General features: G+C 64.8%; 22 protein-coding genes and 2 riboswitches. Of the genes, 11 read left to right on the forward strand and 11 right to left on the reverse strand.

Translation table 11 applies throughout. The annotated features are described in order from the left end of the window. Window positions 1-26: 26 nt before the first annotated feature. The 5 genes from R2C4_RS18455 to R2C4_RS18475 form a co-directional block, all read right to left on the reverse strand. Window positions 27-911: a polyprenyl synthetase family protein gene (locus R2C4_RS18455; RefSeq protein WP_141891715.1), complete on the reverse strand. Its 885-nt coding sequence runs from the start codon at window positions 909-911 to the stop codon at window positions 27-29. Window positions 912-914: 3 nt separating this feature from the next. Then, complete coding sequence (locus tag R2C4_RS18460; RefSeq protein ID WP_019297546.1) at window positions 915-1,157, reverse strand: exodeoxyribonuclease VII small subunit; 243 nt, start codon at window positions 1,155-1,157, stop codon at window positions 915-917. Continuing rightward, the gene (locus R2C4_RS18465) at window positions 1,154-2,080 is read right to left on the reverse strand and encodes a histone deacetylase family protein (RefSeq protein WP_141891716.1); all 927 of its coding nucleotides are present in this window, start codon (window positions 2,078-2,080) and stop codon (window positions 1,154-1,156) included. Before R2C4_RS18465 ends, R2C4_RS18460 begins: the two co-directional genes overlap by 4 nt. Window positions 2,081-2,209: 129 nt before the next feature. Continuing rightward, window positions 2,210-2,911 carry a response regulator gene (locus R2C4_RS18470; protein ID WP_141891717.1) on the reverse strand — a complete coding sequence of 234 codons (702 nt, stop codon included), beginning with the start codon at window positions 2,909-2,911 and terminating at the stop codon, window positions 2,210-2,212. Beyond that, window positions 2,908-3,420 carry a MarR family winged helix-turn-helix transcriptional regulator gene (locus R2C4_RS18475; protein WP_058287434.1) on the reverse strand — a complete coding sequence of 171 codons (513 nt, stop codon included), beginning with the start codon at window positions 3,418-3,420 and terminating at the stop codon, window positions 2,908-2,910. Before R2C4_RS18475 ends, R2C4_RS18470 begins: the two co-directional genes overlap by 4 nt. Before the next feature lie 163 nt (window positions 3,421-3,583). Here R2C4_RS18475 and R2C4_RS18480 point away from each other — a divergent pair, with 163 nt between their 5' ends. The 4 genes from R2C4_RS18480 to R2C4_RS18495 all read left to right on the forward strand — a co-directional run bounded on the left by R2C4_RS18480 (window position 3,584) and on the right by R2C4_RS18495 (window position 6,734). Beyond that, window positions 3,584-4,450, forward strand: coding sequence for a branched-chain amino acid aminotransferase (locus R2C4_RS18480; protein WP_141891719.1), 867 nt, complete (start codon window positions 3,584-3,586; stop codon window positions 4,448-4,450). Window positions 4,451-4,657: 207 nt separating this feature from the next. Further along, window positions 4,658-5,128 (forward strand): MgtC/SapB family protein, encoded by a 471-nt coding sequence (locus tag R2C4_RS18485; RefSeq protein WP_008557545.1) that lies wholly within the window; start codon window positions 4,658-4,660, stop codon window positions 5,126-5,128. Window positions 5,129-5,262: 134 nt separating this feature from the next. Next, entirely contained in the window at window positions 5,263-6,222 is a 960-nt protein-coding gene (locus R2C4_RS18490; RefSeq protein ID WP_141891720.1) for an AraC family transcriptional regulator, read from the forward strand. A 140-nt stretch (window positions 6,223-6,362) separates the two neighbouring features. Beyond that, window positions 6,363-6,734: an SPW repeat domain-containing protein gene (locus R2C4_RS18495; protein ID WP_141891721.1), complete on the forward strand. Its 372-nt coding sequence runs from the start codon at window positions 6,363-6,365 to the stop codon at window positions 6,732-6,734. A gap of 3 nt (window positions 6,735-6,737) precedes the next feature. Here the strand turns inward: R2C4_RS18495 and R2C4_RS18500 are convergent, their stop codons facing one another. After that, window positions 6,738-7,574: a LysR substrate-binding domain-containing protein gene (locus tag R2C4_RS18500; protein WP_141891722.1), complete on the reverse strand. Its 837-nt coding sequence runs from the start codon at window positions 7,572-7,574 to the stop codon at window positions 6,738-6,740. A gap of 96 nt (window positions 7,575-7,670) precedes the next feature. On the opposite strand from R2C4_RS18500, the gene R2C4_RS18505 reads away from it, so the two are divergent. Further along, window positions 7,671-8,375 (forward strand): SDR family oxidoreductase, encoded by a 705-nt coding sequence (locus R2C4_RS18505; RefSeq protein ID WP_141891724.1) that lies wholly within the window; start codon window positions 7,671-7,673, stop codon window positions 8,373-8,375. Between the two features lie 56 nt (window positions 8,376-8,431). On the opposite strand, the gene R2C4_RS18510 is transcribed toward R2C4_RS18505, so the two are convergent. Then, a complete protein-coding gene (locus R2C4_RS18510; RefSeq protein WP_141891725.1) occupies window positions 8,432-9,367 on the reverse strand; it encodes a DMT family transporter in 936 nt (311 codons plus the stop codon). Window positions 9,368-9,461: 94 nt separating this feature from the next. On the opposite strand from R2C4_RS18510, the gene R2C4_RS18515 reads away from it, so the two are divergent. Then, a complete protein-coding gene (locus R2C4_RS18515) occupies window positions 9,462-10,964 on the forward strand; it encodes a malonate--CoA ligase (RefSeq protein WP_141891726.1) in 1,503 nt (500 codons plus the stop codon). Window positions 10,965-11,027: 63 nt separating this feature from the next. On the opposite strand, the gene R2C4_RS18520 is transcribed toward R2C4_RS18515, so the two are convergent. Continuing rightward, complete coding sequence (locus tag R2C4_RS18520) at window positions 11,028-11,666, reverse strand: cation efflux transmembrane domain-containing protein (RefSeq protein WP_058287443.1); 639 nt, start codon at window positions 11,664-11,666, stop codon at window positions 11,028-11,030. Window positions 11,667-11,739: 73 nt separating this feature from the next. Here R2C4_RS18520 and R2C4_RS18525 point away from each other — a divergent pair, with 73 nt between their 5' ends. Further along, window positions 11,740-12,156 (forward strand): MerR family transcriptional regulator, encoded by a 417-nt coding sequence (locus tag R2C4_RS18525; RefSeq protein ID WP_058287444.1) that lies wholly within the window; start codon window positions 11,740-11,742, stop codon window positions 12,154-12,156. A 74-nt stretch (window positions 12,157-12,230) separates the two neighbouring features. On the opposite strand, the gene aroC is transcribed toward R2C4_RS18525, so the two are convergent. After that, window positions 12,231-13,331 carry a chorismate synthase gene (gene aroC / locus R2C4_RS18530; RefSeq protein WP_141891728.1) on the reverse strand — a complete coding sequence of 367 codons (1,101 nt, stop codon included), beginning with the start codon at window positions 13,329-13,331 and terminating at the stop codon, window positions 12,231-12,233. 233 nt (window positions 13,332-13,564) lie between these two features. Beyond that, a riboswitch (TPP riboswitch) is annotated at window positions 13,565-13,656 on the forward strand. Between the two features lie 32 nt (window positions 13,657-13,688). Between aroC and thiB the strand changes: the two genes are divergently transcribed. From thiB to R2C4_RS18545, 3 genes are read left to right on the forward strand one after another with little or no spacing between them, the layout of a single operon-like run. Next, window positions 13,689-14,666 carry a thiamine ABC transporter substrate binding subunit gene (gene thiB / locus R2C4_RS18535; protein WP_141891729.1) on the forward strand — a complete coding sequence of 326 codons (978 nt, stop codon included), beginning with the start codon at window positions 13,689-13,691 and terminating at the stop codon, window positions 14,664-14,666. Then, window positions 14,642-16,198: a thiamine/thiamine pyrophosphate ABC transporter permease ThiP gene (locus tag R2C4_RS18540; protein WP_141891731.1), complete on the forward strand. Its 1,557-nt coding sequence runs from the start codon at window positions 14,642-14,644 to the stop codon at window positions 16,196-16,198. The genes thiB and R2C4_RS18540 overlap by 25 nt, the downstream gene beginning before the upstream one ends. Next, entirely contained in the window at window positions 16,185-16,883 is a 699-nt protein-coding gene (locus R2C4_RS18545) for a thiamine ABC transporter ATP-binding protein (RefSeq protein ID WP_141891733.1), read from the forward strand. The genes R2C4_RS18540 and R2C4_RS18545 overlap by 14 nt, the downstream gene beginning before the upstream one ends. A 166-nt stretch (window positions 16,884-17,049) precedes the next feature. Here the strand turns inward: R2C4_RS18545 and R2C4_RS18550 are convergent, their stop codons facing one another. Together R2C4_RS18550 and R2C4_RS18555 are read right to left on the reverse strand one after the other, a co-directional pair. Then, complete coding sequence (locus R2C4_RS18550; RefSeq protein ID WP_141891734.1) at window positions 17,050-17,487, reverse strand: 6,7-dimethyl-8-ribityllumazine synthase; 438 nt, start codon at window positions 17,485-17,487, stop codon at window positions 17,050-17,052. A 79-nt stretch (window positions 17,488-17,566) separates the two neighbouring features. Next, window positions 17,567-17,715: riboswitch (FMN riboswitch) on the reverse strand. Window positions 17,716-17,766: 51 nt separating this feature from the next. Beyond that, window positions 17,767-18,063 (reverse strand): antibiotic biosynthesis monooxygenase family protein, encoded by a 297-nt coding sequence (locus R2C4_RS18555; protein WP_141891735.1) that lies wholly within the window; start codon window positions 18,061-18,063, stop codon window positions 17,767-17,769. A gap of 114 nt (window positions 18,064-18,177) precedes the next feature. Here R2C4_RS18555 and R2C4_RS18560 point away from each other — a divergent pair, with 114 nt between their 5' ends. Beyond that, window positions 18,178-18,780 carry a glutathione S-transferase gene (locus tag R2C4_RS18560; protein ID WP_141891736.1) on the forward strand — a complete coding sequence of 201 codons (603 nt, stop codon included), beginning with the start codon at window positions 18,178-18,180 and terminating at the stop codon, window positions 18,778-18,780. Window positions 18,781-18,992 lie beyond the last annotated feature (212 nt).

Raw genomic sequence — 18,992 nt, forward strand, 5'->3', positions numbered from 1 at the left:
GGGGTGCCGGGGCGTGGCGCGCGGGGTTAGCTGTCGCGCGCAATAACGAAACGCGCGGCTTCCTTCAAGGTTTCGGCATCCTCACCATAAAGTGAGAGCGCGGCGCAGGCCTCGTCACACAGGGTCTGCGCGCGGGCTTTCGCCTCTGCCAGCCCCAGGAGCGAGACAAAGGTGGCCTTGCCGGCATCTGCGTCCTTGCGCACGGCTTTGCCCACCTTTGCGGCATCCCCTTCCACATCCAAGATGTCGTCGGCGATTTGGAAGGCAAGTCCCAAGGCGCTTGCGTATTGCCTCAACGGTGCCGGGTCTGCCCCGGCCAGAACTGCGCCGGCGGTGGCGGACCATTCAATCAGGCAGCCGGTCTTGCGGCCCTGCAGCCGGGTGATTTGCTCTAGCGTCAGCGGACCATTTGCGGTTTCGGCCGCAATATCAAGCATCTGGCCCGACACCATACCATCCTTGCCGGACGATTGCGCCAGCCCGCGGATCAGAGTCAGCGCATGGGGCCCCACACTGGGATCTGCCAGCAGCTCGAAGGCGAAACTCTGCAGGCTGTCGCCCGCCAGCACCGCCATTGCCTCATCCCATTTCCGGTGCACGGTGGGCTGGCCGCGGCGCAGGTCGTCGTCGTCCATGCAGGGCAGGTCGTCATGCACCAGTGAGTAGGCGTGGATGCATTCGATGGCGAGCGCGGCCTCGATCGCGGCCTCCGCCGGAACACCGTGCAAGCGGGCGCTTTCCAGCACGAGGAATCCGCGCAGCATTTTGCCGCCAGTGATGGCATAGCGCATCGCGGCGTGCAGGTCGTCGCTGCCCGCCAGCCGTGCCTCCATATGCGCGGTGATGCGGGTTTGCGCGTCTTTCAGCGCCTCCGCAAAGGGGCGCGTCCGGGTGTCTGCGGCGGCGCTCATGGCTCAGCCGGCGTCCAGCGGCTGGGTGCCCTTGGGGGTGCCGTTGGCGTCGAGCGTGATGGCGGCCACCTTTTCCTCGGCGCGTTTCAGCTCGTCCTCGCAGCGTTTCTTCAGCGCCGCGCCGCGCTCGTAAAGCGCAATCGACGCATCCAGCGCCACATCGCCGCGCTCCAGCTGGTCCACCACGCCTTCCAGCTCACGCATTGCCTGTTCAAAGCTCATCTGGTCTACGGGGGTCTCAGTCATGCCGGTGCCTTTATCAGTTCTTCCACATGCGCGCGGGTTGCCGCGGCCAGCGCGTTCAGATCATATCCGCCTTCCAAAGTCGAGACGATACGGCCCTGGCACAGCTCACTGGCAAGCTTGCACAGTTCCGCGGTGAGCCAAGCGAAATCCGCGGTGGTCCAGTTGAGGCTGGCAAGAGGATCGTCCTGATGGGCGTCAAAGCCTGCGGAGATGATGATCAGCTCCGGTTTGAAGGCGCGCAGGCGCGGGAAGGCCTGGCCCTCATAGGCTGCCTGCATTTCTGCCCGGCCCGATCCCGGCGCCAGCGGCAGGTTGAGGATCTGGCCATGGGCGCCGTCCTCGTCCGGGCGGCCGGAGCCGGGCCAGAGCGGCATTTGCTGGCTGGTGATCACAAGCGCGCGCGGCTCATCCCACAGCAGGTCCTGGGTGCCGTTGCCGTGATGGACGTCAAAGTCCACCACGGCTACCCGTTTGAGGCCGTGATGGTCCAGCGCGTGCTTGGCGGCCAGCGCCGCATTGCCGAACAGGCAGAAGCCCATTGCAGTGTCTGTTTCCGCGTGATGCCCCGGCGGGCGCACCGCGGCAAAGGCGTTCTGCACCTCGCCGCCCAGCACCATGCCGACGCCGCGCACCACTGCCCCCGCCGCGCGGAAGGCTGCATCCATTGATCCGGGGGACAGGAAGGTGTCGCCGTCAATCTGTGCCCAGCCTTCTGCCGGGGAGGCCCTGCGCAGGTCCGAGAGGTACGACGCGGGGTGGATGCGGAGAATGTCATCCTCCGCGGCCATCGGGGCTGTCACGCGCCTCAGGTCCAGTGGCTCCAGCGCGTGCAGGATGTGCTCCAGCCTGGCAACCCGTTCGGGGTGGCCGTCCGGGGTCACGTGGTTCAGGCAGTCCGCGTGGGTGATCAGAGCGGTTGTCATTCAGCGTTCCTCCTGCGGCCGGGCTTGGCGCGACCCTAGGGGGCGGCGGCCTTTGGCTGCAAGGGGAAACCCGGGGCGCTGCCCCGGACCCCGGGATATTTTGGGCCAGAAGAAGGAACCGGGAATGCGTTAATCCGGTGCCAGCATGTAACCCGCCCCGCGCACCGTCTGCAGATACTGCGGCTGCTTGGGATTCGGCTCGATCTTGCGGCGCAGCCGGGTGATCTGCACGTCCACCGCGCGTTCCTGCGCCTGGCCGCGGTCGCGGCCCAGGTCCTCGACCAGCTTGGTGCGGGAGACCGGCTCGCCGGGCTGGGCCGAGAAGATTTTCATCAGCTGGCTTTCGGTGCCGGTGAGGCGGATCAGCTCATCGCCCTGCCACATCTCGCCGCGCTCGATGTCGTAGCGGATGGCGCCGAGGTGCAGCACCTTGGGCGCGGCCTCCTGCGCCACGGTGTCGGGCATCCGCCGCAATATGGCGTTCACCCGCAGCAGAAGCTCCTTCGGTTCAAAGGGTTTCGGCAGATAATCGTCCGCGCCGGCCTCCAGCCCGGCGATCCGGTCTTCGGTCTCGCCCCTGGCGGTCAGCAGCAGGATCGGGGTGGACATGGTTTCGCGCAGGGATTGGGTCAGCGAGATGCCGTCCTCGCCCGGCATCATCACATCCATGATGATCAGATCGAAATCCAGCCCCGCCAGCACCCGCCGGGCATGGGCCGCATCGCGTGCCGCGGTCACCAAAAAGCCCGAGCGCATCAGGAACTTCTTCAAGAGGCCGCGGATGCGCTCATCATCGTCCACGATCAGCAGATGGGCGTCATGCATGCTCATGCACCCGTTTCGCGCAGCTTGGCATAGGCGCGGCGCATGTCGGCGTCCATCATCGCTTCCAGCACCTTCTTGAAACCCTGCACCGCCTCGGGGCCTGCGTCCTTGTAGGCGGCGCGCATCCGGGCGCGCTGGGCGTCCGACAGGGTGGCCTCCAGCGCGGCGCCCTGATCGGTCAGGTAGAGGTGGCGTTCGCGCTTATCCAGCTCGCCCACCTTGCTTTCGACCAGGCCGTCGCCGATCAGGGTCCGCAGCACCCGGTTCAGAGATTGCTTGGTGACGCCCAGAATACTTAGCAGATTGTTCACCGTGGTGCCGGGCGAGCGGTTGATGAAATGGATCGCGCGGTGGTGCGCCCGGCCGTATGACAGTTCCGCAAGGATCCGGTCCGGATCGGCGGTAAAGCCGCGATAGGCAAAGAACATCGCCTCGATCCCCTGGCGCAGCTGCTCATCTGTCAGAAACAGCAGGCTTTCGCCGCTGTAACCCTGCCCTGTCCGGCCTTCAGGCATTCGGTGCCCCCTCGTTTGTCTTGCCGGTCAGTTTATGTCAGTGTTGTTGACATTCCAAGAGTGAAGATGTATCGAATCCCAGCTTTGACGCAATATTGTGTCCGGACCGGTCGCAGTTTGCGCAATTATCGAAAATCACCGCAGAGTTTCAGGAGGGTGCGGCATGGCTGGTTATGACGACCGCGACGGAGTGATCTGGATGGATGGGGAGCTGGTCGACTGGCGGGATGCCAAGGTGCATATCCTGACCCATGCGATGCATTATGCGTCTTCCGTGTTTGAGGGCGAACGCGCCTATAACGGCAAGATCTTCAAGAGCCGGGAGCATTCCGAGCGGCTGGTCGCCTCGGCCAAGGCGCTGGACATGCCGATGCCCTATACCGTCGACCAGATCGAGGCAGCAAAAGAAGAGACGCTGAAGGCCTCCGGTCTGCAGGACGCCTATGTGCGCGCGCTGGTCTGGCGCGGCGCGGGAGAGGATATGGGGGTCGCCTCGGCCCGCAATCCGGTGCGGATGGCCATCGCGGTCTGGGGCTGGGGCGCCTATTACGGCGATGCCAAGATGCAAGGCGCCAAGCTCGACATCGCGGAGTGGAAGCGGCCCAGCCCGGAGACCATCCCGGTGCATGCCAAGGCGGCGGGCCTTTACATGATCTGCACCATCTCCAAGCACAAGGCCGAGGCCAAGGGCTGCTCGGATGCGCTGTTCATGGACTACCGCGGCTATGTGGCGGAGGCGACCGGCGCCAACATCTTTTTCGTGAAGGATGGCGAGGTGCATACGCCGCTGCCGGATTGCTTCCTGAATGGCCTGACCCGGCAGACCGTGATCCAGATGCTCAAGGACAAGGGCGTCACCGTGCATGAGCGCCACATCATGCCGGAGGAGATGGAAGGCTTTGAGCAGTGCTGGCTGACGGGCACCGCCGCCGAAGTGACCCCGGTCGGGCAGATTGGTGACTATACCTTTGAAGTTGGCGACCTGACCCGCGAGATCGCTGAGGACTACGAGAAGCTGGTCCGGGCGTAAGCGCACTGCAGGTCTGATTGAAAACCCCCGCCCGTGTGGCGGGGGTTTTTCTTTGCGGCTGCGGCCGCAGGCTGCATGTCACAGAACATAGCGTCCTTTGCCATTTTCCTGCACATTTTCCGGGACTGTGCCATAAACGGGGCTATTGCAGAAAAGTCATTCCAGGCCGGCTGCAGGCTCGGCCCGATACGAAGGAGCAGGAACGCGATGGACCTGAGCATTGCCTATGTAAGTTATCTTGAGCTGGTCCTGCGGCTGGTTTGCGCCGCTGCTGCCGGGGCGCTTCTGGGGCTGGACCGGGAGCTGCGGCACCGCAAGGTGGGCATGCGGACCTATATGATCGTTTCGCTTGGGGCGGCAGGTTTCACGCTAATCACCATGGAAATGTCGATGGAGGCGCTGGCGCTTGAAATGGGCGCTGATCCGACCCGGATCATGCAGGGGCTTGTCGGGGCGATCGGCTTTCTCGGTGCCGGGGCGATCATCCAGGGGGATGAGCGGGTCGGGGGCATGGCGACCGCAGCCAGCCTGTGGGTGGCCGGAGGTGTCGGCATGGCCTCGGGACTTGGGTATTATGTCCACGCGGTGCTGCTGGCGCTGGGTGCCGCTGGCATCCTCGCGATGAGCCGTCTGATGACCAACCGCGGCAGAAAGGACCGGCCGGACTTTCACGACTGACTGCGCGCAGGAACGGGTTTCCAGGGCAATGCCGCTCCCCTTGGCCTTGGCAAGGCTGCGTCTGATCGTTCACATTCCCTTGCAGATCGTCCGGGACCATGGACGGCGGATGCCAGACGCCTAACATCAGGGCCATGTTGGACCTGCTCAGCGATATCCTCACCCGGCTGTCCCTCAAGGGGACGCTTTACTTCCGCACCTCCTTCACCCCGCCGTTCGGGATCCAGGTGCCGGACTACGAAAACGTCGCGCGGTTTCATTTTGTGCAGCGGGGCGAGCTGAACGTGCATGTGCCGGCGAGCGGCGAGACGCTGCGGTTGAAGCAGGGCGATCTGGTGCTGATCCCGCATGGCGCGGCCCATATGCTGCTGTGCAACGAGGTGCAGCCGCCGGAGGCGCTGCCGCTGGAGCAGGTGCTGGAGGATGCAGGCTATGACGGCGGCGGGGTGCTGGTTTACGGCGGCGCGGAGGAGGTGCGCGATACCCAGCTGATCTGCGGCCATTTCTCCTTTGCCGCCATGCCGGGGCGGCGCGGTGCCGGGCATATGCTGATCGACCGGCTGCCGCCCTATATCGTGATAGAAAACTACGGCGAGGCTGCCGGAGCCTGGATCGAGGCGACCTTGCGGATGATCGGCTCCGAGGTGGAGGGCGCCCGCATCGGCGGCGACCTGATTTCGCTGAAGCTGTCCGAGGTGCTGTTTGCCCAGGCCATCCGCGCTTATCTGGAGGTTCAGAGCCCCAGTGGATCGGCGCTGGCGGGGTTTGCCGACCCGCGCATCTCGCGGGCGCTGACAGCGTTCCACAAGGCGCCTGCCAAGGAATGGAGCGTCGAGGGCCTGGCGCGGGAGGCAGGCATGTCCCGCACCGCCTTTGCCCAGGAATTTGCGGCCAAGATGGCGGTGACGCCGATGCAATACCTGACTAGCTGGCGGATGCAGATTGCCTGCCAGGGCCTGACAGAGCAGGGGCTGAATGTGGCCGATGCGGCAGAGATTGCCGGCTATGCCTCCGAGGCGGCGTTTTCCCGCGTGTTCCGCAAACAAGTGGGCATGTCACCCGCGGCCTACCGGCAGCAGCATTGCGCGGCCTGAGGTCCCAAACGCCCGTTGTTTGAACGATCTGCAAGGTTTGCCGGAGGGGCTGAAATTCACCGTCCGGACAGTCTGCGCCACTCTGGGGACAGAGCCGCCGAATGGGCGGCCCGAAAACTTCCGGAAAAAGGACCTGACCCATGCCCCTCCGTTTCGTGACCCGTACTATTCATGCCTATCTTGATTATCCGGTGGCCGCCGCCCTGATGGGGCTGCCGTTTCTGTTGGGTCTTGGCGAAAGCAACCCGCTGGCGCTGTGGCTGTCGGTGGCAACCGGCATAGCCGCCTTTGTGCTGACGCTGCTGACCGACCACCACCTCGGCCTGGTCCGGGTGCTGCCCTACAAGCTGCATCTGACCGTTGACCTGATCGTTGGCCTCGCCTTTCTGGCGGCGCCCTTTATCTTCGGTTTTGCCGGGCTGGATTCGGCCTTCTATCTGCTGAACGGGGCAGCCGTTGTTGCGGTGATTTCGCTCAGCGCGCCGGAGGAAGCCGAGGCCGCCTCCGCCTGATGCCTATTGGCGCAGCAGCCAGTCCACCACTGTTTTGGCCCGGCCCTGTGCGCTGGGCCACAGCACGTAAAACCCTTGGTCGCCCAGCCGCGGCGCCTGCCACAGGATGTCCAGCGGCTGATTGCCCAGGAACATCCGCGGCACCAGTGCGATGCCTTGGCCGTTCACGGCCGCATCCATCGCCAGCGCGGTCTGGTTGAATTGCAGAACCCGGCCAGTGGCCGTGAGCCCTTCCTGCCGCAGCAAGAGGTCCCAGTGCCGGTGCCCGTCCTGGATCAGCGTAAGCTGGGCGATTGCCGGCAGATCCAGGGATTCTTCCTTTGTCAGAGCCAGATCCGGGCTCGCGACTGCCACCAGATCCACCAGCGACAGCAGCGCACAGTTCAACCTGCCCTCTTGCGGTTTGCTGCCCTGGCGGACGGCAATGTCGATGCCATCCCGCTTGAAATCAGCCAGGCTTTCCTCCGCAACCACCCGCAGGTCAATGTCGGGATGGCGGGCCTGGAACTCCGGCAGCCGCGGCACCAGCCATTTCGAGGCAAAGGACGGCGGCACCGACAGCGTCACCCGTTGTACAGCGGGGGCCAGCGTGGCGGTCGCGTCGCGGATCAGCGCCAGCGCCTGGCTGACCGGTGCATGGTAGCTGCGCCCGGTGTCGGTCAGGGTCAGCCCGCGGGCATGGCGGTGGAACAGCTTGTGGCCCAGATCCGTCTCCAGCCGGCGCACCTGCTGGGCCACCGCGCCTTGGGTCAGGTGCAGCTCCTCTGCCGCGCGGCCGAAATTCAGGTGGCGGGCGGCGGCGTCGAACATCCGCAGGGCATTGAGGTTGGGCAGGCGCATCAGGTTCCAGCCAGTAGTTTTCCTGCAGTCTGGCGCGATGAGACATGATTGGTCAAGCGGCCGCTGAGCCGCCATTCTGAAGGCCAGCAAAGGAGTATGAACATGACCAAAGTTGCTCTCTTCACCGCCGCAGGCAGCGGCATGGGCGCGGATGCTGCCCGCCACCTTCACGAACAGGGGTATGAGGTTGCGATCCTCTCCTCCTCCGGCAAGGGCGAGGCTTTGGCTGAGGGCCTGGGCGGGGTGGGCCACACCGGCTCCAACCTAAAGCAAAGCGATCTGCAGGCGCTGGTGGACAAGGCGATGGAGCGCTGGGGGCGGATCGACGTGCTGGTGAATTCGGCCGGCCACGGGCCCAAAGGCGATATCATGGAGATCAGCGACGAGGATTGGCATCTGGGGATGGAATACTACCTGATGAACGTGATCCGCCCTTCGCGTCTGGTGGCACCCATCATGGCAGCACAGGGCAATGGTTCGATCATCAACATCTCCACCTTCGCGGTGTTTGAGCCGGATCCGCTGTTCCCGACCTCCGGCGTGTTCCGGGCGGGGCTTGCGAGTTTCACCAAGCTGTTTGCCGACAAGTTCGCGGCCCAGGGCGTGCGGATGAACAATGTGCTGCCGGGCTTCATCGACAGCCTGCCGGAGACTGAGGACCGCAGGGCGCGCATCCCGATGGGCCGTTATGGCACGGCGCGCGAAGTCTCGGCGCTGATTGCCTATCTGGCCTCAGACGATGCCGCCTATACCACCGGCCAGAACATCCGCGTGGACGGTGCGCTGACCCGTGCGGTCTGAGCTGGCCCGCGTGCAGCGCAGGTGAAAACGCAAAAAAAGCGCTGGTTAGAGCCTTGCTAGATGCCCTTTGGATTGCTCGCAGCCCGGGCCTTGCCGCGCTGCAGGCCCAGCCGGTGCTCACGCCAGATCACCAGCACATTGCCGGCAATCACCAGCGCTGCGCCGGCCAGCATCACCAGCGTTGGCCATTCATCGAACCAGAAATAGCCGATCACGATGGCAAAGATCATCGAGGCATAGTCGTAAGGCGCCAGCATGGAGGCCGGGGCAAAGCGGTAGGAGGAGGTGACCAGGATCTGCGCCACCCCGCCGACCAGCCCGGCGCCAACCAGCAGGGCGGCGGTTTGCGCATCCGGCATCACCCAGCCGAAGGGCGCAGTCAGCAGCGCGAGGCCCGAGGCGGTCAGCGAGAAATAGAACACGATGGCCGCGGTATGCTCGGACTGCACCATGCGGCGGATGTGGATCTGCACAAAGCCGCGTGCGACGGTGGCGCCGACCACGAGCAGGACGCCCAGCATGGCGCCATCCTCCAGATCGCCGCCGAGGCGGGGCCAGATCATGATCAGCACGCCCAAGAGGCCGATGGCCACGGCGCTGATCCGCACCATCCGGATGGTCTCTCCCAGAAACAGCGCCGCCAGGATCAGCGTGAAGATCGGCGTGGCATAGCCGATGGCCGTAACCTCCGGCAGCGGCAGCAGCGCCAGTCCCATGAAGGTCATCCCCATCGCCGAGGTTCCGACCAGACCGCGCCACACGTGAAACATCGGTTTCTTCGTGACCAGCCCGTGCCGAAGCTCTCTGCGCGCGGCCAGCCAGATGACGATCACCGGAATGGCAAAGAAGGAGCGGAAGAACACCGCCTCGCCTGCCGGCACGGTCTCAGAGGTGGCTTTGATAATCCCCGACAAGGCGGTGAACAGCGCAATCGCGGTCACCTTCAGCAGGACCGCCAGCACAGGCCGATGCGATGTTAACGATTTCGCCATGGCGCGACCCTGCGCCCAAGCGCCGCAAAGATCAATGGCTTGATTTCGGCAGGTCAAGGCGCGCAAATGGCGCCGCCAGATGAAGGAGCCGCCGATGTATGACGCCAACCACCTGATCCGCCAGCTGCGCGACTCCTCCATAGGGCGCGAGGAGGATGTCTTTGCCCGGCTCCCGGACGGCGGCACGGTCACCTTCGGCGCGCTGTTTGCGGGCGCGGAGCGGATGGCAGCGGCCCTGGCAGCTCAGGGCGTGCAGCCCGGCGACCGGGTGGCGGTGCAGGTCCAGAAAACCATTCAGGCGATTGAGCTATACCTGGGCACTGTCATGGCTGGCGGTATCTTTCTGCCGCTCAACACCGCCTATACCGGGCCGGAGGTGGCTTACTTTGCCGGCGACGCCTCTCCGCGCGTGGTGGTCTGCGACCCGGCCCGGCTGGAGGAAATCACTGCCATCGCCGGAGGGGCGCAGGTTCTGACGCTGGATGCCGCGGAGCAGGGCAGCTTGCGCGATCTGGCGGAGGCTCAGGACGGGTTTGACCCCGTTTCACGTCAGCCAGACGATCTGGCGGCGATCCTCTACACCTCCGGCACCACCGGCCGCTCCAAGGGCGCGATGCTGAGTCATGATAACCTTGCCTCCAACTCGCTGACCCTGCGCGACTGCTGGCGGTTCACCCAGGACGACGTGCTGATCCACGCGCTGCCGATCTTCCACACCCACGGGCTGTTTGTGGCGACCAATGTGGCGCTGTTTGCGGGCGCCCAGGTGGTATTCCTGCCGGGGTTTGATGCGGATGCGATTCTGGAGGCGATGCCCGCGGCCACGGCGCTGATGGGGGTGCCGACCTTCTATACCCGTCTGCTGGCGGATGCGCGGCTGACGCGGGAGCGGGCGGCGAACATGCGCCTGTTCATCTCCGGCTCCGCGCCGCTGCTGGTCGATACCCACGAGCAATGGCAGGCGCGCACCGGCCACCGCATCCTGGAACGCTACGGGATGACCGAAACCAACATGAGCACATCGAACCCCTACGAGGGTGAGCGCCGGGCCGGCACCGTCGGCTTCCCTTTGCCGGGTGTCGAAGCGCGGGTGATGCGGGATGGCGCCGAGGTGCCTGCCGGAGAGATCGGCGTTCTGGAAGTGCGCGGGCCGAACGTGTTTCAGGGCTATTGGCAGATGCCGGAGAAAACCGCCGAGGAACTGAAGCCGGACGGCTGGTTCATCACCGGCGACATGGCGAAGATCGACGCCGATGGCTATGTCACCATCGTCGGGCGCGAGAAGGATCTGATCATCACCGGCGGGTTCAATGTCTATCCCAAGGAGGTTGAAAGCCTGATTGATGATTTGCCCGGCGTGCTGGAAAGCGCGGTCATCGGCGTGCCGCACCCCGACTTCGGCGAGGGTGTGGTGGCCGTAGTGGTGCCGGAGGGGGAGGGCACCAGCGCCGAGGCGATCAAGACCGCGCTCTCCGGCCAGCTTGCCAAATTCAAGCAGCCCAAGGAGATCATTCTGCTGGACGCCCTGCCGCGCAACACCATGGGCAAGGTGCAGAAGAAAGCCCTGCGCGAAGCATACGCAGGGCTGTTTGCCTAATCTTTGCTCCACCCGGCCGAGAGGCCGGGCTGCGCCCGCCCAGGCAGGCACAGCCCTCAGGTCTTAGTGTGTATGAGCCGCCGCGTGCGCCTCTTCCTGGCGCCATTCCCGCACCGCCTGCGCCAGGATCTGAAAGGCGGAGTTCAGGAACAGACCGCCCATGATGCCGGCCACGATCAGGTCAGGCCAGCCTGTCGCGGTGCCCCAGACGCCAAGTGCTGCAATCATCACCGCCACATTGCCAATCGCGTCATTGCGCGAGCACAGCCAGACCGAGCGCACATTGGCGTCTCCGTCCTTGTAACGGGCCAGCAGCAGCACCGAGATCAGGTTCGCCGCCAGCGCCATGAAACCGATCAGTCCCATGATCTGCGCCTGCGGCACGCCGACGTAAAACACCTGATAGACGGTGGAGCCGAACACCCACAGCCCCATCAGCAGCAGGCTGATACCCTTGCCGAGCGCCGCCAGCGCCCGGGTGCGCAAGGTCGCTCCGATCACCGCCAGCGAAATGCCATAGGTCAGCGCGTCGCCCAGAAAGTCCAGCGCGTCCGCCTTCAGCGCCTGGCTGCCGGACAGCTGGCCCGCGCCCATTTCCACCGCGAACATGCCGGCATTGATGGCGATCACCACCCACAGCCTGCGTTTGTAGTCGTCTGAGACCCCGTCGAATTTTGCGTCGTGATTGCAGCAGCCTGCCATTGCTCTTGTCCTCATTTCCGATTCGGGATCAATGTAGGGCCTCTAGTCACTAGAGCTTCAAGAGGTTTTGCAAATGTTTTCCATTGGCCAGCTGTCCAAGGCCACCGGCGTGAAGGTGCCCACCATCCGCTATTACGAGGAGATCGGGCTGCTGCCGCCGCCGGGCCGCAATGCCGGCAACCAGCGCCGCTACGGTCAGGACGGGATGGATGCGCTGGGTTTCATCAAACATGCGCGCGACCTCGGGTTCCCGCTGGAGGACATCAAGGTGATGATGTCGATTGAGGGGCAGCTGGGCGAGGATTGCTCAGAAGTTCACCGGATCGCCGAGGCCCAGCTGAGCGCAGTGCGCGCGCGGATTTCCCGGCTGGAGCAGCTGGCAGGAGAGCTGGAGCGCATCACCCATCTGTGCGGCCACGGGCAGGGCGGCGAATGCAAGGTGCTGGCGGCGCTGGGGGATCACGGGCAATGTGAAGGCGAGCATTCCTGAACGGCCAAGGGCGAAGCTGCCACAGCACGCTTCACCCTTGGAAATAGGACTAAGCCCTTCTTAGGGTCTGATATTCAGCCGATATGGCCCTGGTTTTCACCGATCTGGCCGCGGTGCAGCAGCAGGTGGTCCAGGATCACGCAGGCCATCATCGCCTCGGCCACCGGCACCGCGCGGATGCCGACGCAGGGGTCGTGGCGGCCCTTGGTGATCACCTCGGTGGCGGAGCCATCCTTGCGGATCGACTTGCGCGGGGTGAGGATCGAAGAGGTCGGCTTCACCGCAAACCGCACCACCACGTCCTGCCCGGTGGAGATCCCGCCCAGGATGCCGCCGGCGTGGTTGGAGGAATACTCCGGACCTTTGGCGCCCATGAAAATCTCATCGGCGTTTTCCGAGCCCTTGAGGCGGGCGGCGTTCATGCCTTCGCCGATCTCGACGCCTTTGACCGCGTTGATTGACATCATCGCGGCGGCCAGATCAGTGTCCAGCTTGCCATAAACCGGCGCGCCGATGCCTGCGGGGACGCCGCGGGCGACCACCTCCACCACCGCGCCAACCGAGTCATGTGCCTTGCGCAGCGCCTGCAGGTAGTCTTCCCACTCCTGCACTGCGCCGGCATCGGGGATCCAGAAATCATTCTGCTCGATCGCGTCCCAGTCAAAGCGGCTGCGGTCGATCTCCAGCGCGCCCATTTGGGTCATGTAGCCCTTGATCTCCAGCCCCGGCACCAGCGCCTTGATTGCTTCACGTGCAACACCGCCCGCGGCAACCCGCGCCGCGGTCTCGCGCGCCGAGGAGCGGCCGCCGCCGCGGTAGTCGCGGTTGCCGTATTTCTGGAAATAGGTGATGTCGGCATGGCCCGGACGGAAGGTCTGGGAAATCTCGCCGTAATCCTTGGACCGCTGGTCGGTGTTTTCGATCATCAGCTGTACGGGCGTGCCGGTGGTCATGCCGTCGAACACGCCGGACAGGATCTTCACCGCGTCCGGCTCATTGCGCTGGGTGGTGTTCTTGTTCTGGCCGGGGCGGCGCTTGTCGAGCCACTGCTGCAGCATTTCCGGCTCCAGCGGCACATTCGGCGGGCAGCCGTCGACGGTGGCGCCAAGCGCGGGCCCGTGGCTTTCGCCCCAGGTGGTGACGCGGAAGAGGTGTCCAAAGCTGTTCATCGACATGAGGCGCGGTCTCCTTTGCGGGACGTGCTTAGCGGGCAGGGGCCTGTGTCTCAAGAGGGTTTCTCTGCGGCAAACGGGGCAAGGGGGCGCTGCCCCCGCCGCCTGCGGCGGCTCCCCCGGGATATTTCCTGCCAGAAGAACTGGGGGCCGGCGCTGGCAGCGGTCCAGTTTGCCTGAAGCATAGGTCCTGGCCGGGCTTTGGCTTGTCATTGCTGCGCTCCGGGCCTAAGGTCCGCGCCACCTCGGGGTGCGCTGCGGCGCTGAGATGACACCCGTTGAACCTGAACCGGATCACACCGGCGGAGGGAAGGTACTGGACAGCCTCCACCCTTGCCCAAAGCCGCAAAGGAGGATGGCATGAAACATCTTGCATTTGCAGCGGGACTGCTTGGCGCCTCGGCCGCTTTTGCCGAAACGCCCGAACTCACCGTTTACACCTACGACAGCTTTGTCTCCGACTGGGGTCCCGGCCCGGTGGTGGAAAAGGCGTTTGAAGAGGTCTGCGGCTGCGACCTGAAACTGGTTGGCGCTGGCGACGGCGCGGCGCTGCTGGCACGGGTGAAGCTGGAGGGCGAACGCTCCGACGCTGATGTGGTGCTGGGGCTCGACACCAACCTGACCGCGGCGGCCAAGGAAACCGGCCTGTTTGCGGAGCATTCGGTCAGCGCCGATTATGCGCTGCCGGTCGAGTGGAGCGACGCGACCTTTGTGCCCTATGACTGGGGCTACTTCGCCTTTGTGCATAACGCCGATGCGGCGGCGCCTGCGGATTTCAAGGCGCTGGCCGCCAGCGACATGAAGATCGTGATCCAGGACCCGCGCTCCTCGACTCCGGGTCTGGGCCTGCTGTTGTGGGTCAAGGCCGCCTATGGCGACGAGGCGCCGGAAATCTGGAAGGGCCTCTCTGACAACGTGGTGACTGTGACCAAGGGCTGGTCCGAGGCCTATGGCATGTTCCTGGAAGGCGAGGCTGATATGGTGCTCTCCTACACCACCTCGCCCGCCTATCACCTGATCGCGGAGGAAGACGGCTCCAAGGCGGCGGCGGCCTTTGACGAGGGCCATTACATGCAGGTGGAAGTTGCCGGCAAACTGGCAAACAGCGACCAGCCGGAGCTGGCCGATCAGTTCCTGGCCTTCATGGTGTCGGATGCCTTCCAGTCGATCATCCCGACCACCAACTGGATGTATCCGGCGGTGACGCCCGCGGGCGGCCTGCCCGAAGGCTTTGATACCCTGATCGCGCCGGAGAAATCGCTGCTGCTGAGCGAGACGGAAGCCGCAGAGGTGCGCGATGCGGCGCTGGGCGAATGGCTGGACGCGCTCAGCCAGTAAGCGCCCTGCCCGGGATCGGCGCGGCCCTTTTGGTGGCTGCGCTGATTCTGGGAACCCTTGGGGCTGTTGCCCTGAGGGCTGAATCAGGCACGGGCTTTGGTGCCAGCGACTGGGCCGCGCTGCGGTTCACGCTGACCCAGGCGGGCCTGTCGGCGCTTTTGAGTGTTGGCCTCGCCATCCCCGCCGCCCGCGCACTGGCGCGGCGGCGGTTTCCGGGGCGGAGCCTGCTGATTGCGCTGTTGGGCGCGCCTTTCATCCTGCCTGTCATTGTGGCCATCCTTGGCCTGCTGGCGGTGTTTGGCCGGGCTGGCTGGCTGAGCAGCCTGCTGGGGATATTCGGTTTGGACCCTGTGCAGATTTACGGGCTGCACGGGGTGGTGCTGGCGCATGTCTTCTTCAACCTGCCGCTGGCGACCCGGCTGATCCTGCAGGGCTGGCAGGAGATCCCTGCCGAACGCTTCCGCTTGGCAGCACAGCTGGACGCCGGGCCGCTGGCGATGTGGCGGCTCTTGGAAGGCCCGATGCTGCGGCGGGTGGCGCCCGGTGCGCTGGCGGTGGTGTTTGCCATTTGCCTGTCCAGCTTTGCGGTGGCGCTAACCCTGGGTGGAGGCCCAAAGGCAACGACTATCGAGCTCGCCATCTATCAGGCTTTCCGGTTTGATTTCGACCTGGGCCGCGCGGCGCTCTTGTCTGGGTTGCAGCTGCTGCTGACTGGTGCCGCCGCGCTGGTGGCGCTGCGGGTGTCGGCGGGCGAAGGCTTTGGTGCCGGCCTTGACCTTGCGGTGCGGCGCTGGGACGGGCAGAGCGCCCTGGCGCGCAGCTTGGATGGCTTTTGGATTGTCCTGTCCGCCGCGTTCCTGCTGCTGCCGCTGGCGGCTATCGTGCTGGCAGGCCTGCCGGGTGTTCTGTCGCTGAAAGCGTCCGTCTGGCAGGCGGCGGGAAACTCCGTTCTGGTTGCCGCGCTCAGCACCGTGATCCTGCTGGGGCTGGCCTTGCCGATGGCCGCCGCCGCGGCTGCCGGGCGTGCTGGTCTGACCGAGCTGTCGGGTATTTTGGGTCTCGCGGCCTCGCCGCTGGTGATCGGCACCGGGCTGTTCATTCTGATCTATCCCATCGCTGACCCCTTTGCGCTGGCGCTGCCGGTGACGGCGCTGGTCAATGCGGTGATGGCGCTGCCTTTTGCCATGCGCATTCTGGTCCCGCGGGCGCGGGAGGTGCTGGGGCGGTATGGCCGCCTGTCGCTGTCGCTGGACATGCAGGGCTGGGCCTTTGTGCGCCGGGTCTACCTGCCGCGGATGCGGGCGCAGACCGGGTTTGCCGCGGGATTGGCGGCGGCGCTGTCGATGGGCGACCTCGGTGTGGTGGCGCTGTTTGCCGACCCGGATTTTGCAACGCTCCCTTTGCAGATCTACCGGCTGATGGGGGCCTACCGGATGGAGGCGGCGGCCGGCGCGGCGCTGCTGTTGCTGATGCTGTCGATGGGGGCATTCTGGATTTTGGACCGCGGGGGGCGCTGGCATGCTGAGGCTTGAGAACTGCCGGATCATGAACGGCGATTATGCGGTAGAAGCGGATCTGGAGATCGCAGCCGGCGCCTGCGTCGCGGTGATCGGGCCTTCTGGCGCCGGCAAATCAACGCTGGTGGAGGCGGTGGCGGGTTTTCTGCCCGTTACCCGCGGGCGTATCTCGTGGAACGGCGCGGACCTGACCGGCACGCCGCCGGGCAAGCGGCCGGTGGCGATGCTGTTTCAGGACGGCAACCTGTTTCCGCATCTGACCGTGGCGCAAAATGTGGCGCTGGGGCTGCATGCGAACCTGCGGTTGAGCGAGGCGGAGTGGAGCCAGGTCGGGGCGGCGCTGGAGCGGGTCGGCCTGGGTGGCGTGGGCACGCGCAAGCCTGCGGCGCTGTCGGGCGGGCAGCAAAGCCGGGTGGCGCTGGCGCGGGTGCTGGTGCAGGGGCGCGATATCCTGCTGCTGGATGAACCCTTTGCCGCGCTTGGTCCAGCGCTGAAGGCAGAGATGCTGGATCTGGTCTCAGACCTTGCGCGGGAAAGTGGCGCGACAGTGCTGATGGTCAGCCATGATCCCAATGACGCCCGCCGGATCGCGGATCAGGTGGTGCTGGTGGCGGAGGGCACGGCGCACCCGCCGCAGGCGACGGCGGAGCTGCTGGACAACCCGCCGCCGGCCTTGCAGGCGTATTTGGGAACGGCCTGACCCCGCTGCCGGGAACGGCCTGCGACGGGGTGTAAATGAAAAGGGGTTTCGCTGCGAAACATCCTTTATTAATATATGGTTAAATTGAGAATTGTGGAGTGAGGACGGTTGCCCGCCGCCTGCGCGGCGGGCCAGTCAGTTGTGTAAGGCACTGTAAAAAGCAGATTTATGCAGCCAGTGCCGCCTCCCGCGTTTTGGTGATCATCAGCGCAGCATTGGCAGCCTCGCGCCCCTTCTCCACGAAGTGAGCGCGGTAGATCGCGTTGTGGTGCTCCGTCTCCTGGTAGTGGTGCGGGGTCAGCGAGACCGACAGCACCGGCACCCCGGTGTCCATGCTTGCACGCATCAGCCCGTCCACCACGGCCTGAGCCACAAAATCATGCCGGTAGATGCCGCCATCCACCACGAAGGCGGCGCAGGCCACGGCGGCGTATTTTCCGGTCTTTGCCAGCTCCTGCGCCAGCAGCGGCATTTCAAAGGCGCCGGGCACGTCGAACACGTCGACCTGCTCTGCCGGGATCAGCTGCAGGAAGCCCTCCAGCGCCCGGTCGACAATGTCAGCGTGCCATTGCGCCTTGATGAAGGCATAGCGGGTGTGTGTCATGTGGTAATCTCCTTGTGGTTCTGACACGTCACCCAAGGCGATCACGAACAGACGGGCGCACGCCTGGCGCCGCCCTTCTGCACGTTCTCTTCCATCCGGACTGTGACCGTCGGCTCTGGAGTTGCACCAGATCTGCTGACACTCCCAAAACCATGGAAGCCGCTCGCGGGCTTGCGGGACTGGCCGCTTACCGCCGGTGGGGAATTCCGCCCCGCCCTGAGAACGGCGAGACTTTGGCAAGCAGCGGAGATGCCTGCAAGCGGGAATTGCGGAACGGGGTCAGGTCTCGACCAAGTTGTAGTGCTTGATGGTGCGTGACTCGACCAGTTCGGCCTCAGCCGGGTCGATGTGCGGACTGGTGTAATCCTCACCCGCAAAAGTCTTGAGCGAGGCCAGATCCTTCCAGACCATCACAAAGCTGAACTCCCGCGGAGTCTCGGAGCGCGGTGCGCCAGGCAGGACAGAGACGATTCCGTCGGTGCCTTTCATCAGCGGGATCGCGGTTTCATGAAAGAACTTGCTGAACTCGGCTTCCTTGCCGGGCCGGATGACGACCTGGAATATCCGCATGATCATTGGAGGCCTCCTGTCACGTGTTACACTGGACCAGTTTAGCACAGTGCGGTGATTGCCCCTTTCCCTCAGGCCCGCTTGCAGTAGGCTGCGGCCAAACAGCGGAGGATATTTCTGATGAAACTCACTTATTCCCAAGCATCCCCTTTTGCCCGCAAGGTTGTGGTGCTGCTGCGTGAAACCGGGCAATTGCAGGATGTCGAAATCCTGGATGTCACAACAACCCCGCTCAGCCCCAGTCCGGATGTGAAGGCCAGCAATCCGCTGGCCAAGATCCCGGCACTGGAGCGCAATGACGGGCCGGCTCTCTATGACAGCAGGGTGATCTGCGCCTATCTGGATGAGCGCGCCGGCGGCAAGCTGTACAGCCGCGGCTGGGACAGCAAGGTGCTGGAGGCGACCGCCGACGGGATCATGGATGCGGCGGTGCTGATGTCCTACGAGAAACGGCTGCGCCCGGAGGACAAGCAGTGGGACGGCTGGCTGAATGCGCAGCGGGACAAGGTGCTGGGCGGCTGCGCGGCACTGAATGCGCGCTGGATGAGTCATCTGCGGGGGCCGCTGGATATCGGTCAGATCGCGGTGGCCTGTGCGCTGGCCTATGTGAACTTCCGCCACCCGGACACAAACTGGCGTCAGGGCAACGAGGCGCTGGCGGAGTGGTTCGAGACATTCGAATCGCGCCCGTCGATGCAAGCGACAAAACCGCCGGCGGCTTGACCCCGGCCTCTTGAAACGGACTGGTGCCGCAACGATATGGGTGCGGCACTGTCACCCAGGCGTGACAGAATTGCCGTCTGCGGCTTTCTGCGCGCCCATGACCGCTGGACGAACGGCTCTCTCCCCGCTAGACACGCGCCAGAGTCACTGCGAGCAATCGCGGTGCATGCGCATGTTTGCCCTAAACGGGCGCTGGAATTGGAGAAAACCTC

Source organism: Leisingera aquaemixtae (assembly GCF_006740765.1).
Classification (GTDB): Bacteria; Pseudomonadota; Alphaproteobacteria; order Rhodobacterales; family Rhodobacteraceae; genus Leisingera; species Leisingera aquaemixtae.